Raw genomic sequence first — 16491 nt, 5'->3', positions numbered from 1 at the left:
AATCCTCTAATGCCAGCCGAGGTAAGCGTAACAGAGGGCAAATATCGGTGCTGTAGCTGTTAAGCTGTCAATGCGATCTAATACCCCGCCATGCCCAGGTAATATTGCGCCACTGTCTTTAATACCGGCTTGTCGCTTAAACATACTTTCATTTAAATCACCAAGTACCGAAATGGTTGTGATTAATGCTGTTACGGCTAATGCTAATAACACTTGCGATGACTGCCAAGCCAAGAGATAACCAGCAACAGACACTAAGATACAGGCAAACACTACACCACCAATATAGCCTTCCATAGTTTTACCTGGGCTAACATTTGGCATTAATTTTCTTTTACCCACTGATTTCCCAACAAAATAAGCCCCTATATCGGCGCTCCAAACCATTAAAAATAAGAACATGATCAGTTGCGCACCATGGTATGTGTCGACATGATATTCACTAGATCTTAATACGACAAATGCAAGCCAAGTTGGTACAAGCGTTAACCAACCAAATATACCCCGCACGGAACGGTGACTAGACCAAAAGCTACTACATCGTGGGTATAAAAACGTAAGAGTGGCAGAAACAAGCCACCAAATAACCGCAATCCATAAAATATACTGTACTGTTTGTTGTAATTGAGCCGTTGAAGACCAGAGAGAAGTGAGCGGAAAAGTATACCAAAGCGCAGAAATAAGAAAGATAGTGGTGGCAACGAAGGCTAATCGCCTGCGCTTATTTTTAAAGCCCATCAAAGGCCCCCACTCCCATGCACCGATGGCCATTATCACCAAAATAAAAATCGAGAAGTTGTCGAGCGACATATAAAATATCGCGGCAATTGCTAATGGCGCTAATAATAGTGCTGTAATAATGCGTTGTAATAACAAACGATAACCCTTTATATTTTCTAGTTTTTATTTATCAGTTGTTGCGTTAACTTGCTCGCTTGTTTGACCAAACCTGCGTTCTCGTTGATCAAAACTTGCAATAGCTTTTTCAAAAGCTTGCTCTTTAAAGTCAGGCCATAATTCTTCCGTGAAATAAAACTCAGCATAAGCTGCTTGCCATAATAAAAAGTTACTGATGCGGTAATCACCACCCGTTCTTATCAACAAATCTAAATCGGGTAAATCTGTCAAACTGGTGTATTGATCTAGCGTATGCTCATTAATTTCATCCAACGTCAGCTGGTTTTGTTGAACCTGCTCAGCAACTTTTTTGGCGGCATTGGCAATATCCCAGCGTCCACCATAATTGGCCGCAACAGACAATACCATAGCATCGTTATTAGCCGTTAGTGTTTGTGCGTCATCAATTTTCTGACGTAACTTATCAGAAAAACGTGAAATATCACCAATCACTTGAAATCGAATATTATTTTTATGTAATTTTTTGACTTCCTTCGTCAAAACAAACATAAAAAGATCCATCAACACACTAACTTCTTGCTCAGGTCGCTGCCAGTTTTCACTACTAAAAGCAAAAAGCGTGAGCGCTTTTACGCCCAATTTACGTGCAGTAGCAACAACAGCTCGAACCGACTCAACACCATTTTTATGACCAACCACACGAGTTTTACCGCGTTGTTGAGCCCAACGTCCATTACCATCCATAATAATGGCAACATGCTGTGGCACAGTTAATTGCTCGTCCGCTTGCAATGCTGATTCGGTCACATACTCTCCAGTTATTTTCTTAATAAGCAATAAAAAACGTCGTAGTTTATTCAATTTACAACTACGACGTTATCTACATAAAATTATTGGTTATATTTCCATTAATTCTGATTCTTTGTCAGCCAAGATAGCATCTACTTGCTTAACAAATGTATCCGTAATTTTTTGGATTTCATCTTCTGCTTGATGCATTTCATCATCGCTGATTTCTTTTTCTTTATTTAACGATTTAATGTCAGAGTTTGCATCTCGACGAATATTACGAATAGCGATTTTGCCATTTTCACCTTCGCCTTTTACTACTTTCACTAAATCACGACGACGCTCTTCCGTCAGCGGAGGCAAAGGAATACGAATCAAGGTACCCTGAGATGAAGGGTTTAAACCTAAATCTGATGCCATAATAGCTTTTTCAACCGCACCAATCATGCTTTTATCAAAAACGGTAATTGCAATAGTGCGTGCATCCGGTACAGATACATTACCCACTTGGTTTAATGGCGTGTCACTGCCGTAATATTCAACAGTGATGTTATCTAATAACGATGTATGAGCGCGACCAGTTCTCACTTTATTTAAGCTGCTTTTTAACGCTTCAATACTTTTACCCATTCTTTCCTGAGCATCTTTTTTTATTTCGTTTATCACTTTAATAACCCTTAAATACGTTCAATTATTTATTTAAATTATCGGTATGATCAATGATTGTTCCTTCGGTCTCTCCCATGATCACTGACTTTAATGCACCTGGCTTATTCATATTAAACACACGAATAGGCATATTATGATCACGCGCTAATGTAAACGCCGCCAAATCCATTACTTTCAATTCTTTTTCTAGCACTTCCTGATAAGTTAAATGGCTATACAATTCAGCGTTAGGATTAGCAACCGGATCTTCAGAATAAATACCATCGACCTTTGTTGCTTTTAACACAGCATCTGCTTCAATTTCAATACCACGTAGACAGGCAGCTGAATCGGTCGTAAAAAATGGGTTACCGGTACCGGCACTAAAAATAACAACACGACCTGATTTTAATAAGCTAATCGCTTGTGCCCAGTTATAAGTATCACAGACACCAGCTAAATCAATCGCCGACATTAAGCGCGCATTAACAAAGGCACGATGTAAGGCGTCACGCATCGCTAAACCATTCATTACCGTTGCTAACATACCCATTTGATCACCAACAACTCGGTTCATGCCTGCTTCAGCTAGACCAGCACCTCGGAATAAATTACCACCACCGATGACTAACCCTACTTGAATGTCCATTTCAATTAATTCTTTGATTTCCTGTGCCATGCGATCAAGTATTTTAGGATCAATACCAAAGCCTTCATCACCCATTAAGGCTTCACCACTAAGTTTTAAAAGAATTCGACGATAAGTAGGTTTGGGATTAACGCTCATAAAAAAAACATTCCTATAGGTGTTTAATAATTTTCAAGGCAGCGATTAAATTGCGCTATAGCAATAATAGTTAGTGCTTTAAGCATGACAAAATAATTCATCTACTATGCGGCATCGAATCAATTAATCACAGAAGAGCCGCAGCCAAAATTAGCCGCGGCTATTTTAATACGTTTAGCTTACTATCGAAAGAGTTAGTTGCAAAAACTCGACCAAATTTTATTTTACCCACAAAAAACGCCTCATTTAGAGGCGTTTTTTAATATTGTTTTATTATATTGAATAAGATTCAGTACAATAAAAACGCAATTATGATTTAGCAGCAGCGATTTGCGCTTCAACTTCAGCAGCAAAATCTTCTTCTTTCTTCTCGATACCTTCGCCTACTTCTAAACGAACGAATGAAGAGATTGATACACCTTTTTCTTTCAATACATCGCCAACAGTGCGTTTTGGTTCCATGATGAATGCTTGACCAGTAAGAGAGATCTCACCAGTAAACTTCTTCATACGACCCGTCACCATTTTCTCAGCGATGTCAGCAGGCTTACCTTCGTTCATCGCGATATCGATTTGAATAGCTTTTTCTTTTTCAACTAATTCAGCTGGTACGTCTTCTGGATTGATGAATTCAGGCTTAGAAGCAGCAACATGCATCGCAACGTGCTTAAGAGTTTCATCATCACCAGAACCGGCAACAACAACACCAATTTTGGCACCGTGCTTGTAAGATGCTAATGATTCACCTTCAACATATTCAACACGACGTACATTGATGTTTTCACCGATTTTAGTAACTAACGCAATACGCTCTTCTTCGAACTTAGCTTGTAAGTCTTCGATAGAAAGTTTTTCAGCAGCAGCTGCGTCTGCAACTTTATTAGCAAATGCTAAAAAGTTGTCGTCTTTGGCAACGAAATCAGTTTGACAGTTAACTTCAACTAATACGCCATCTTTAATGATGATTTGACCATCAGCTGCGATATTACCTGCTTTTTTAGCAGCTTTCGCTTGACCAGACTTACGCATATTTTCAATTGCAAGTTCCATATCGCCATCAGTTTCTTGAAGCGCTTTTTTACAATCCATCATGCCCGCGCCAGTGCGTTCACGTAATTCTTTAACTTGTGCAGCAGTAATTGCCATGAGTTAATTCCTCAAAATTCAAATAAGTGTTAAAAATTGCCATAGTCATAAATACTATGGCAATCATAAAAAGTATCAGCGATTAAAGCTTATTCAGCTTCAACAAAACCGTCTTTTTCAGCTTGAACAACGATGTCTTTTTCACGACCTTCAATCACTGCATTAGCAGCTGAGTCTGTGTATAAAGTCACAGCACGGATCGCATCATCGTTACCAGGTACGATGTAATCAACACCATCTGGGTTTGAGTTTGTATCAACAACTGATACTACAGGAATACCTAGATTGTTTGCTTCTTTAATAGCAATATGCTCGTGATCAGCATCGATGATAAAGATAGCATCAGGTAAACCACCCATGTTCTTAATACCACCTAAACTTTTTTCAAGTTTTTCCATTTCACGAGTACGCATTAACGCTTCTTTTTTAGTTAACGCTTCAAAAGTACCATCAGTACTTTGCGCTTCTAAATCTTTCAAGCGTTTGATTGATTGACGTACTGTTTTCCAGTTAGTCAACATACCACCTAACCAACGGTGATTAACGTAAAATTGATCACATTTGATAGCAGCATCTTTGATTGCATCGCTAGCAGCACGCTTAGTACCAACAAATAATACTTTACCTTTTTTAGCAGAAACACCAGCTATGAAAGCTAATGCATCATTAAACATAGGTACAGTTTGCTCTAAGTTGATGATATGAACTTTGTCACGAGCACCGAAAATGAATGGCTTCATTTTTGGGTTCCAGTAACGAGTTTTGTGACCGAAGTGAACACCGGCCTTAAGCATGTCGCGCATTGATACGTTTGGCATAATTTTTTCCTTTGGGGTTAAGCGTTCATACATCCAATATATTCGACCCTACTCTCATCAAATGAGCTAGCGCACCCCGATATATCTTTGTCAGATGTATGTGAGTTTATAGTATGTACTTATTAAAGTACGGTTTAATGCCCAATTTAAGCAGCCACTCTTTAACAGTGTAACTAACCTAAATTTAGCGGCGCACTTTATACCATAAAGCGCAAGAATTAACCACGTTTTTTTAATAAAAAGCGATAAATTGTTAGGTTTATGTCGAGCAAAAATGATAAAATCAGCCGCCGTTAATTTTTATAAGGTTTTTATTGTTTATGTCTGCTGAATTGTTTTTTATCTATGACAGCCATTGCCCGTGGAGCTACGCAACCACACAATTAGTCAATGCCATTGTTAAAGCACACCCTAATATGTCTGTGCACTTAATGCATTGTGGGTACTTTGAAGGGGATAGCAAGGTTGTAGATAGAACAGTGAGTGCTGTTAAAGCAACCAGTGATGTGCCTTTTGATGCGCAATACCTAAAAACACTTTCTACAGAAAAGGACTCTACCTTAGCAGCCAATATACTTAATTGGGTACAACATAAATCACCAAAAGATGCCTTGACGTTACTCAATAATATTCAACACGCACACTTTCAACAGGGTAATCCAATACAGACTAAAGATGACGTTAACGACATCATTAATGCGTTAAAGTTATCACCTCCAGCTAAAGCCTTGCAATCTGAAAAATTCACTAAGGATTCAGAAATTACCTTGCATGATATAGCTGAAATACAGGAAATTATCGGAACACGTGCGATCCCAGCCTTACTACTCGCTCATGGTGAAAACCTGACATTATTAAACCATAACCTGTATTTAGCCTCGCCCGAAAAAATAGTGGAAGCCGTCGACTTAGAATTACAAAAATAGCATGAGCTACTTTATTCATCGTTAATTCTATCGCGACCTTGAACACTCAAAGTCGCGATAGGGATAAGCTCGATTAACCATTTAATAGAAAGTGGCTATAGATACTGGCCACGTAGCCAAGTGCAATAGCCCAACTCCATTTAAGGTGACTAAAAAAGCTATACATTCCCTTAGATTGCCCCATCAAAGCAACCCCAGCAGCAGAGCCTACGGACAATAAACTACCACCAACACCTGCAGTCATAGTGACCAATAACCATTGAAAATCACTCATTTGTGGATTCATGGTTAGTATGGCAAACATCACCGGAATATTATCAACGATAGCAGACAACACTCCTGCGATCACATTCGCATTAGTTGGCCCAAAACCGTCATAAAGAAAATGTGACACATAAGCTAAATAACCAATAGTCCCTAAACCGCCAACACAAAAAATCACACCGAAGAAAAATAACAGAGTATCCCATTCCGCTCTAGCCACTTTGTTGAAAATATTAAATTCCCCGATATTCTCAGCTGATCTTCTACCTGAAATCTTCAAGTAGTATGAGAAAAAGAATAAATAAGATAAGCCCATCATCATGCCTAAAAATGGCGGTAAATGAAGAAACTGCTCAAAGGTTACCGCGGTAATAATGGTACACAAAAACAACAAACAAATCGGCACAGCACCTTGTTTTAGCTGTACCGTTTCATTGGTTCCCTTAGGTGTTTCATTAGGGATCGCAAAGCTCATTATTGAAGCAGGTAAGATAAAATTAATTAATGATGGAATAAATAAAGCAAAAAAACCAAAAAAGTCGATATGACCTGATTGCCATACCATCAAGGTGGTGATGTCTCCAAATGGGCTAAAAGCACCACCTGCATTTGCTGCTACGACAATATTGATAAAAGCGATCGAAACAAACTTAGGTTTATCACTACCGACAGCTAAAACCACAGCCCCCATCAACAAAGCGGTGGTTAAATTATCTGCCACAGGGGAAATAAAGAAAGCTAAAAAGCCAGTGATCCAAAACAATTTTTTGTAGCTATAGCCTTTTTTCACTAGCCAAGCTCGTAATGCTTGAAAGACATTTCGCTCTGTCATGGCATTAACGTAAATCATCGCGGTGAGTAAAAATAATAATAACGCAGCGTACTCAAGTAAATTATGCTGTATCGCATGCTCTAATAGCTCTTTTCCCTGTGCTTTAGACTTAGCAAGTAGCGCCACTAAGATCCATATTAACCCTGCAGCCAATAACACCGGCTTGGATTTGCGTAAGTGAATGAACTCTTCAGCAATAACTAACGCATAAGCCAGAATAAATATAACCAAGGCAGCTATGCCAAAGGTCGAGGATGTCATATTCAAATTTGACATTGATGTTTCTGCCGCCACCGCAGAAGTGCCACTTAAACAAAATAGTAAAAGTGAAATAAATAGTGCTTTCAAGTGATGTTAACTCCTTTAAGAAGGAATATAGAAACGCATAAATCTCGATTAACTACATTCCGTATACCTGTTATAACAGTTAAGCATAGGACACCTACGCTGTTATAACGCTAAAAATATGAGGTATTAATATGAAAGCAGTTCAGGAGGAGCGCGAATCGCACGATGCGTTAAACTAAAACTGATATCGCTTTGTTGGCGAGTCAGTAATAATTCTGCATATAAACGAGGAGTAGCGTAATACGTTGTTTCTGTTGAACCTTGCTCGTGATCTTGGGAGTCCTGTTCACTCCAACTCTCTTCGAAAGTATATGCACTATTGTAAAGACCATCATGAGCAATAGTACTTTGATTAGATAAATTAATCATCAAAAAAGCGGTTATCAATGCGGATAGTAGCAATGCTTTTTTCATCAATTAAATTCTATGTTGAAGTATTTCCTTTATTACCATAAAGAAATATCAAGGTTGGCTATATGGGTATTGTAAAAATTCACTTAAGTAAACACAATAAACGACATTGACCTAAATCATGATTTCATCAAAAACAATGTCCTAATTTATCTTCTATTTCAGACTCTATTTCAACAATATATGGGCTATAGCTAGGGCCTGTTGATCTTTTAAGTTTGTTTTTGCAGTAGTAGATAAGCTCAAACTTTAGACAAAAAAAAAGAGCCGACAGGCTCTTTTTTCTTAGTTCAGTCGTTATTAACGACGTAAACCTAATTTACCGATTAACGCAGTATAACGGTCACTGTTTTTACCTTTTAAGTAATCAAGTAACTTACGACGTTGGCTTACCATGCGTAATAAACCACGACGTGAGTGGTGATCATGGATGTGCTCTTTAAAGTGACCTTGTAAGTGGTTGATTTGTGTAGTTAACAAAGCAACTTGAACTTCTGGTGAACCTGTATCACCTTCTTTTTGTGCATATTCTGCAACGATAGCAGCTTTTTGCTCAACAGATAAAGACATAATATATACCTTAGTTAGTGTTTTAAAATAACCGCCTAGCCAAACACTAATTCAGCAAGACGTACAAAAGAGCGCGTATTCTACCAGTAAATCCGTGGTATGCAACTACAAAATGTAAATATATGGTAATACGGCAAAATCTATATCAATGCCCACCCATCATTTTAAAACGAAAATGACAAAGAATTAACTTTTAATCCACACAGAGTGTCATACAGCATGGTAAAACAAGCGTTAAAACATAGCCTTATGCGCTCTTATCAGTTAACGGGCGTAAGTTAATTTGCTTTAGCCTTTATAAATGCTTGATATTCAGCAATATGTGGCTTTTCAATAAGCACTTTACTCATGGGATCAATGATCACAATATCGTTTTTTGACACAGAAAGTGTTTGAGTTTTTTTCATATCTAATTTCATTATTTTTCCATTAATTGATATCTCCAACGGTAGCGGAAAAGGTAAGTTATTCGGTGTTTTCCATTGTAAAGTTAAGTGATTCTCCGTCCATTTTTCTACCACCTCAGGTAATTGCGCTTGATAGAAATAAACATCAAAAAACCAGCGATAATCTTGCCCTGTTAGACGATTAACAATACGTAAAAAATCTTCAGTATCAGCCAAAACAGGTTTAAATTGACCTGGTTTTGGCTTTGTCATACCGTAAACAAGCTCTGTCGTGGCATTAAAAAAATGTTCATCACCTATTAGGTTACGTAAGGTGTGTAATACCCAAGGGGCTTTATTGTATATATCTGGGCCAGGACCACCTCTTTCTTCTTGATACACCCCTTCTACTGTGAGCAACTTATTACTGACAATCGGTGCTTTATTGCGAATGTTTAACCGCATTTGGAACATATGAGCCATATAGGCTGCTTGACCATGTAAGTAATGTTCATAAATAGGATGAGCATAAGCACCAAATCCTTCATGCAACCACATTGCATTAGCATTTTTATTGGTCAGTTGATTTGCAAACCACTCATGAGCAAACTCATGAAACATCAACCAGTCAAAACCATATTTATCAGCTCGATATTGGTTACCATAAGCATTAATGGTTTGGTGCTCCATTCCTAAGTGAGGTGTTTCAACAATACCAATTTTATCTTGAGCAAAAGGATACGGACCAATTTTTTTCTCGAAAAAAGTAGTAATATCAATAAGCTGCTCTACTAACTTTTGTGCCTTACTTTTATTTTCCGGTAAATGATAAAACTCCACAGGGATATGATTTCCATATGGGCTTTCATACGAGGTTTTGATCACTTCATAAGGACCAACATTGATCGCCACACCATAGGTATTTAATTGAGATAAACTCTGCCAATGATAAGTACTGGTCTTCTCATGTTTTGTAATTGAGATTAATTTGCCGTTAGCTGCCGCAAATAAAGGCTTAGGTACAGTAATATATAAGGTGGTGGTTGTAGCTTCTCCTATCGGGTTATCAATACATGGCCAAAACAAATCACAGCCCTCCCCTTGTACAGCCGTTGCAATCCAATCTTGTCCTCCCTTTGTCTGAGACCAAACAAATCCACCATCCCAAGGCGCTTTGACCGCTTCTCGTGGTTGGCCAGAGTATTGCACCTCAACCGTAAATCGACCATTGATAGCTTGAGCAAAGTTGATCACAAGTAAGCCTTCAGGATTAGAGTATTGTTTACTATCCAAGAGAACACCATTGACTAACACTTGCCTGATGGTAAATAGGTTATCTAAATTAATCCCCACTTGTCTTCGAGGATGATGACTATGGAAGGTTAAAATACCTCGACCTGAAATAGATTTTTTCTGAGGAAAAATTTCAAAGTGTAGCTCAGCATGTTGTAATGCTAAACCTTGTTGGGAGGAAGGAAGAGGACCGTCACTATCCATGGTATATTGGCTTCTCTCAACGACTTTAGCCTGTACACTCACCGCAAACAATAAAACACATAGACAACTCAGTAAACGTGACAATTTATTCACCTTTAATCAAATAAAATAACTTAGTTTGAATTTATCCCGATAAAATACATGTGGAAAGTCGATTGCGTTCAACAACATCAACCGCACTGTGAACGACATGTTTCACTAGATTGGTGGAATTCACTCGACAAGCTTTAGTGATTTATACCTCTACTTCCGGCACCAATAACAACTTGGTTAACTCTCATAGAGCCATTAAAATTTTAGATGATAACTTAAGTTAAGTTTCCGACCACGCGCAGGCATTTGCTGATAAGTCACTCCGTTTAATGTACCAATAGGTGAACTACTGGGGTAGGCATAATGCTGATCAAATAAATTGTTGATCGCTAATCGCCACTGACTTCCTTTATTTGGACGATAATCAATTGCGTAATTAACCAAAGAACTGCCATGCTGGCTGAAAAGTAACGTTATATCATCACGCCATGACCAATGAAGGTGTGTGAACCAATTTTCATTAAATTGATATTGCAGCGAAAGCTTACCATATTTCTTTGGTGTAATAGCCTCTGAAGGTGTTAATGGGCTCTCACTAACAATATTTGAATGATTCGAAAATAAATACGTAAAATGTCCTGAAAACAATAGTTGTTGGTTCGCTGTCCATTTAAACTCAGTTTCTAATCCATGTGCATCATTACTGGCAATATTATCTAACCGGCTGATATTACCGCCAGTAAAACCAATCAGCTGCTCAATATGATTGTTAAATAATGTCATTCCCAAAAAGATATCTGCTTGGTTATATTGGTAACTCAACTCAGTTGACGCTAATGTGGTGGGCTTTAATGAGCGGTTCCCTAAAACCAGGCCGCTTTCTTCATCATATAAATCTCCCAGTGATGGAACGCGATACGCTTGACCATAGATTAACTTCAACACATGGGTGTTATTGGGCTGGTAAACAATTGAAAGCCTAGGATTAAGTTTATCTGCAATATCATTATAACCATCATACCTTAGCCCAGCGGTCACCGAAATGTACTGATTTAGCTGAGAAGCAAGTTGTAAATATACGCTCGATATCACACGTTTTTTATCCAAAATAATACGTTGTTCAGGTTCATCAAACACAGTTAACTTATTCAATAAACGAAAGTCGCCATATAAATCGTAATTACTGCGTAACGCACCGGTAGGAATACTCGACTCACTCCACTCTATCCCAGCTGAAAGCTTATTAGCAGAAGAGAAGCGATAATCACCTGAAAGTGCTAAATCGTGAGAACGGTATTTGAAATATTCCCCAAACAAAAATGGCGCTTTTTCAAATCCACTTCTTCCTTTGGGTTGAAGTACGCCAAGACTGGTGCGCTTTGCGTGCTGCAACTTACCTGACAACTCAAGTTGCAAATCACCTTGAGAAAGTAGAGAGTAATCAAACTGGTGAATATAATGCTCTAAATGAATTTTATTATATTGATCATTAAGGCGGCGGAATACGAAGTACTTCTGCTGTTCACTATTAAGGTATAAGCTGCGCAAGCTAAAATCTTGATAACGAATACTGGTCTCTATCTGAGTTGATTCAAAAGGATCATTCGTTGTATTTTGCAGTGAGAAACGATCAAATACATCGGTAAATTTATCACCGTTATTACGTTCATAACTGCCCGAAAATGCAAACTGCCATTGTTGAAACTGTTTTTGCATTCCTAACTCAACACTTCGATGAGCAAAGCTACCAACAGCAAACTTCGCATAATCACTTGCTTTACTAATGATATTGATCACGCCATTAAAAGCGTTAGAGCCATAAAGTGCTGAACCTGGGCCTCGAATAACTTCAATACGTTCAACATGAGCAATATTTAAAAAATGGATCAGAAAATTAATGCCTCCCGTGTAATCATCATTAATACGGTGGCCGTTATACAAAAATAATACCGTATTGGCATATTTTTGTGCATGACCACGGGTGATCAGTACAGATTCATTACTTTCATGTGCATTGTATGCTGAATAAAAACCAGGAATATGAGCAAATAGATCGCTCAGATGCTTAATACCTAAGCGGTTTAAATCATCTGACGTAAATAATGAAACCGATGAAGGGGTCGATAAAAGTTCGACTTCATTTTTATTGGCAATACTTACCTTTTGCTGCATTAATTCTGCGAGCGAGAGAGACAAAAATGAATCATTTTCAAATGCAGATACGGGAAAAACAAGAAATAAAAACTGCAAACCGCTCAATATACGCTTACAAATCATATGCTCTAGAAAATACACAAAACGATAGTAGAGAGCTTAGCAGTTTTTCAGCTAACTAACAGATTAAAATCATTATTTTTTCATATTAACGATGAAATTCGCTTAATGTTCAAGTGTGAGTTTTAGTGTACTTGACCTTAAAGTAATAAACGCTGTGGCAAACATCAACAAGCCTGATATCAAGGCTCCGGTATTATTTTGATAAAAACTCAGCACATGGAATTGATACAAGGCTTTTTCAAACAAACCAATGCCTAATCCTACCAGCAATAATTGATAACCTTTGAGTTCACCTTTAGCCCCAAACCACTTTGCCATTACATAAGCTGCGACTGGAAAAAACGTCCAAACAACAAATACAATGGTTGAAAAAAAGTGCACCGACCAGACAAAACGAATACCACTTAACACTTCAATAAAACCATACAATTGCGTAGCTAAGTATCCGAGATATAAATACCACATAAGCGCCCTCTATCATTTCTATGTATGTGAGCTAATAGACACAAGGATTAACATAATAAGCACAGCTTAACGACTTTCGCAGTTTTGCCTTTGATCTTTATCATCTTTTATTACAGTTTTTCACAATCCACGGACATATATTTAAACAATGGCTAACTTGCTCTTTGCTGTTCGAATTTCGTTCAAGATAAACGCCTACTGAGAAAGTTCAACACGCCCTAACAGTTATGCATTAAAGGAATTATACTAATAATGAAAAGTGTAAAACTTTGACATGATTAATCAAATAGCTGTCAATGAACGCTGTAATTTCGCATTAGTTACATATTTCACAAATGTTAAAATAATGTATACTAAATAGAAAACAACAGGGAGAATGGTTCATAGAAAGAACAGTATTTAATTTTTTGCCACAAGGTGTATGGTTTGCGTAGTTCCCTTAAAACGTTATCAATTGTATTTGCGTTAATTATTACCTTAATCCCCTATAAATTAGTTGCCGATAGCTTTAACTTTTCTTTTGATATTTTATTAATGCTGGCTGTGCTCAGCTTACAATTGGTCGCAGCTCGAATGTTGTTATTAACCAAACAACATACCCGTTCTAAATCTTTAACGCTGTTCTGGCAATATATACTGTTGGCCTTAGTCGGCGCATTTGTCGCTACCATCGCTAAAAGTGTTTATCCAAATGCTTTGTTGTTCCATGATTTTCTTTCACTATTTAGCTACTTTTTTATTTTATTGGCCATCGAAACCAACCCTCATTTAAATGAGACTCCCGTTAATCAATACCTAGGCGGAAGAGTACCAGCTATCATATTTAGTGTGATCAGCTTTTGTTATTTTATCTTATTGCCTTATGAATTTTCCCCTAAGCAGTACTACTCACAATTACCTTCAACACTATTTAATTTATCTATCACAGGATTAATCAGCTTTCGCTTACTGTTAAATATGTTGCGTTGCCAACAAAATTATTGGCGCAAAATTTACGGCTTTTTAGCCATAGCAGGCATCACTATGTTCATTGAAACAGTATTCAACTATCAAGCGAACTATTCTCAACAAGTGCCAGGCTCCTTTGGTGAATCAGTAAGCGCTTTGCTGCCTTATTTGACATTACTGCTCGCTAGCACTAGTGCGTTAAAACTACAAGCACCAACACAACCCGAGCGGTTCACTATTCATTCTGAGCTCTATATATTGCTACTTGTGATCACCTGTTTATTGATCCATTTTGCCGGCATTGAGTATCAGTGGTTTTATATAGTCTCTCCTTTTTGGCAATCAGTTGTACTATTAGCATGGACAGCAATCGCGGTGGTATTCGTTAGCTTACTCACCTATAAAAAGCAACAAAGTTATCACCAACTTAAAGAGAATTACCTGAAGCAAGCCCATAAAAATGAACATTTAACAAAGAAAAACCAGCAATTGACAGATACATTGGTTAACAATGAAAACAAAGCAATTGTTTATGCGTCGAACAATGCTATTTTAACCACATCAACCACAGGTAAGATCCTGTCAGCCAACCCAGCAGCAGTCCAAGTTTTTCAGATGCTTGAGCAAGATATTATAGGGCTAAATATCAAACACTTGTTCAGCGCTGAGGATAAAATGCATTACTTTTTTGAATTCAAAAGTAATGTTTATGCTTTACAACGAAAAGAACAAGGTATTTCTGTTGAATGTAATGCCATTCGCTCTGATCAAAGTGAGTTTCCAGTGCAGGTAGAGCTGCAATGGGCAGATAGTAGTGACAATGCACTGATTGTTGTTACTTTTATCAACCTAACGGCTAGAAAGCTTGCTGAAAAGCAAACGCTTGAATTAAAAGATAAATTTATTGCCAATATTTCACACGAATTTAGAACTCCGCTTACCATTATCAATGGTATTCTTGACCGTTATTTAAAAAAATCAACCAACTCAGATGAAAGCCAAGAGTTAACGACGGCTAAGCGAAATGGCTTAAGACTAGTACGTATGGTTGAACAATTATTAGAATTATCACGGTTGAGTGACAACCCCGAATTATCTCTATCCACCTATCGTTTAAAAACATTGATGGCCATGCCTTGTGACTCCTTTGATCGTTTAGCCAATCAAAGCCAACTATCCTTTAAAGCACATATACCAGATGATTTATGGTTAGAGTGTGATGCGCAAGCGTTTGAAAAAATCATCTTCAACTTATTAGCTAATGCAATTAAATACACACCAGAAGGTGGCAAAATTAGCGTTAACGCTTACGTAGAACAGGAAACTATCATCCTCGACATTATTGATACTGGCATCGGCATAGATAAATCATCACAAGCTAAAATATTTGAGCGCTTCCAACGTGCTAATGATGAAAAAAATCAAGCAATATTCGGGGTCGGCATCGGCTTATCTTTGGTGAATGAGCTTGTCAAAGCACACCATTGGCGTATCAATTTAGTCAGTGAGTACAACCAAGGCAGTAAATTTAGCTTATCAATTCCGCTTACTGAACCATTAACACTTGAACAGCACCTCCCGCAAAGTATTTCAGAAGAAGAATTATCTTCTTTATTGGTTGAGTCCAATACCTTGCAAGTAAGTGAAAAATCGCACTCTCAACAAGTGGTGTTGGTAATAGAAGATAACCTTGATATGCAAAGCCATATTAAGCAAGTGATAGAGCAAGCTCACCATTGTTTGTTAGCCAGCAGTGGTGAGTTGGGGCTATCGCTGGCGCAAGAGTACCTACCGGATCTTATTGTTTGCGATATTATGTTAACCGGTATCGACGGGTTTGAAGTATTAAAGCAGCTCAAAGAAAATGAATTAACCGCTCATATTCCGATTATTTTACTCACAGCTCGCTCTGATCTAGACAGCCGACTGCAAGGATTAAATTTACACGCAGATGACTACTTGAGTAAACCTTTTAACCAGCAAGAGTTATTGGTCAGAATTGCGAACTTAATGGAAAACCGAAAACAACTCCAACAAAGTTATTTAAATAAATTTAATAAGATCCAAGTAGATGAACGAAAAGATGCCAGCCATGATAAGGTTGCAAACTTAACAACCTCACAATCTATTGCCCCCGTGGACGAGCAATTTTTAACAAAATTAGAAAAAGCCATCGCCAGCATGTATACCGAGCCAGAGCTGGGTATTACCGATCTCGCCAGCCACATGGCGATCAGTGAACGCCAGCTACAACGTAAGTTAAAAGTATTACTAGGCACCACGCCAAATAACTTTATTAAAGAGTTTAGATTGAAAAAAGCACAAGAATTACTACAAAGTGGTGCTCAAATAGGCAGGATAGCCTTAGATGTTGGCTTTTCCTCACAGACTTATTTTGGCCGTTGTTTTAAAGAAAGTTATCAATGTACGCCGAAGCAATACCAGCAAAAGTTTGAACAACATCATAAAGTCACTAAAGAATAGCCGA

14 protein-coding genes are annotated in these 16491 nt (G+C 37.9%); 2 read left to right on the top strand and 12 right to left on the bottom strand.

Translation table 11 applies throughout. The features are described 5' to 3' along the window. Positions 1-6: 6 nt before the first annotated feature. The 6 genes from IV514_RS11130 to rpsB form a co-directional block, all read right to left on the bottom strand. Positions 7-876, bottom strand: coding sequence for a phosphatidate cytidylyltransferase (locus IV514_RS11130; RefSeq protein ID WP_206485354.1), 870 nt, complete (start codon positions 874-876; stop codon positions 7-9). Between the two features lie 27 nt (positions 877-903). Next, a complete protein-coding gene (locus IV514_RS11125) occupies positions 904-1665 on the bottom strand; it encodes an isoprenyl transferase (RefSeq protein WP_346776922.1) in 762 nt (253 codons plus the stop codon). A 90-nt stretch (positions 1666-1755) separates the two neighbouring features. Beyond that, the gene (frr, locus tag IV514_RS11120) at positions 1756-2313 is read right to left on the bottom strand and encodes a ribosome recycling factor (RefSeq protein WP_206485353.1); all 558 of its coding nucleotides are present in this window, start codon (positions 2311-2313) and stop codon (positions 1756-1758) included. A gap of 25 nt (positions 2314-2338) precedes the next feature. Next, positions 2339-3082 carry a UMP kinase gene (gene pyrH, locus IV514_RS11115; protein ID WP_206485352.1) on the bottom strand — a complete coding sequence of 248 codons (744 nt, stop codon included), beginning with the start codon at positions 3080-3082 and terminating at the stop codon, positions 2339-2341. Positions 3083-3391: 309 nt separating this feature from the next. Then, positions 3392-4228, bottom strand: coding sequence for a translation elongation factor Ts (tsf, locus tag IV514_RS11110; RefSeq protein ID WP_206485351.1), 837 nt, complete (start codon positions 4226-4228; stop codon positions 3392-3394). An 89-nt stretch (positions 4229-4317) separates the two neighbouring features. After that, entirely contained in the window at positions 4318-5046 is a 729-nt protein-coding gene (rpsB, locus tag IV514_RS11105) for a 30S ribosomal protein S2 (protein ID WP_206485350.1), read from the bottom strand. Between the two features lie 320 nt (positions 5047-5366). On the opposite strand from rpsB, the gene IV514_RS11100 reads away from it, so the two are divergent. After that, on the top strand, positions 5367-5972 hold the full coding sequence (locus tag IV514_RS11100) for a hypothetical protein (protein ID WP_206485349.1): 606 nt from the start codon (positions 5367-5369) through the stop codon (positions 5970-5972). A 73-nt stretch (positions 5973-6045) separates the two neighbouring features. Here IV514_RS11100 and nhaD read toward each other — a convergent pair whose 3' ends face one another. From nhaD to IV514_RS11070, 6 genes are all read right to left on the bottom strand, one after another. Continuing rightward, complete coding sequence (nhaD, locus tag IV514_RS11095) at positions 6046-7344, bottom strand: sodium:proton antiporter NhaD (protein ID WP_206485858.1); 1299 nt, start codon at positions 7342-7344, stop codon at positions 6046-6048. A gap of 198 nt (positions 7345-7542) precedes the next feature. Next, positions 7543-7830 (bottom strand): hypothetical protein, encoded by a 288-nt coding sequence (locus tag IV514_RS11090; protein WP_206485348.1) that lies wholly within the window; start codon positions 7828-7830, stop codon positions 7543-7545. 297 nt (positions 7831-8127) lie between these two features. After that, the gene (gene rpsO, locus IV514_RS11085) at positions 8128-8397 is read right to left on the bottom strand and encodes a 30S ribosomal protein S15 (protein WP_206485347.1); all 270 of its coding nucleotides are present in this window, start codon (positions 8395-8397) and stop codon (positions 8128-8130) included. A gap of 278 nt (positions 8398-8675) precedes the next feature. Continuing rightward, positions 8676-10364 carry a M1 family metallopeptidase gene (locus tag IV514_RS11080; RefSeq protein ID WP_206485346.1) on the bottom strand — a complete coding sequence of 563 codons (1689 nt, stop codon included), beginning with the start codon at positions 10362-10364 and terminating at the stop codon, positions 8676-8678. 204 nt (positions 10365-10568) lie between these two features. Continuing rightward, positions 10569-12485, bottom strand: coding sequence for a TonB-dependent receptor (locus tag IV514_RS11075; protein ID WP_206485345.1), 1917 nt, complete (start codon positions 12483-12485; stop codon positions 10569-10571). Positions 12486-12692: 207 nt separating this feature from the next. Next, entirely contained in the window at positions 12693-13055 is a 363-nt protein-coding gene (locus IV514_RS11070) for a hypothetical protein (protein WP_206485344.1), read from the bottom strand. A 426-nt stretch (positions 13056-13481) separates the two neighbouring features. On the opposite strand from IV514_RS11070, the gene IV514_RS11065 reads away from it, so the two are divergent. Beyond that, the gene (locus tag IV514_RS11065; RefSeq protein ID WP_241242339.1) at positions 13482-16487 is read left to right on the top strand and encodes an ATP-binding protein; all 3006 of its coding nucleotides are present in this window, start codon (positions 13482-13484) and stop codon (positions 16485-16487) included. Positions 16488-16491 lie beyond the last annotated feature (4 nt).

Source organism: Thalassotalea sp. G2M2-11 (genome assembly GCF_017168195.1).
Lineage (GTDB): Bacteria > Pseudomonadota > Gammaproteobacteria > Enterobacterales > Alteromonadaceae > Thalassotalea_E.
This window is presented reverse-complemented; position numbering and strand designations above follow the sequence as displayed.

Excerpts from the sequence above, each read along its gene's own strand:
- IV514_RS11075 (WP_206485345.1), bottom strand. The coding sequence starts at position 12,485 with ATGCAGCAAAAGGTAAGTATTGCCAATAAAAATGAAGTCGAACTTTTA.
- rpsB (WP_206485350.1), bottom strand. The coding sequence starts at position 5,046 with ATGCCAAACGTATCAATGCGCGACATGCTTAAGGCCGGTGTTCACTTC.
- tsf (WP_206485351.1), bottom strand. The coding sequence starts at position 4,228 with ATGGCAATTACTGCTGCACAAGTTAAAGAATTACGTGAACGCACTGGC.
- IV514_RS11090 (WP_206485348.1), bottom strand. The coding sequence starts at position 7,830 with ATGAAAAAAGCATTGCTACTATCCGCATTGATAACCGCTTTTTTGATG.
- IV514_RS11100 (WP_206485349.1), top strand. The coding sequence starts at position 5,367 with ATGTCTGCTGAATTGTTTTTTATCTATGACAGCCATTGCCCGTGGAGC.
- nhaD (WP_206485858.1), bottom strand. The coding sequence starts at position 7,344 with ATGTCAAATTTGAATATGACATCCTCGACCTTTGGCATAGCTGCCTTG.
- pyrH (WP_206485352.1), bottom strand. The coding sequence starts at position 3,082 with ATGAGCGTTAATCCCAAACCTACTTATCGTCGAATTCTTTTAAAACTT.
- rpsO (WP_206485347.1), bottom strand. The coding sequence starts at position 8,397 with ATGTCTTTATCTGTTGAGCAAAAAGCTGCTATCGTTGCAGAATATGCA.
- IV514_RS11070 (WP_206485344.1), bottom strand. The coding sequence starts at position 13,055 with ATGTGGTATTTATATCTCGGATACTTAGCTACGCAATTGTATGGTTTT.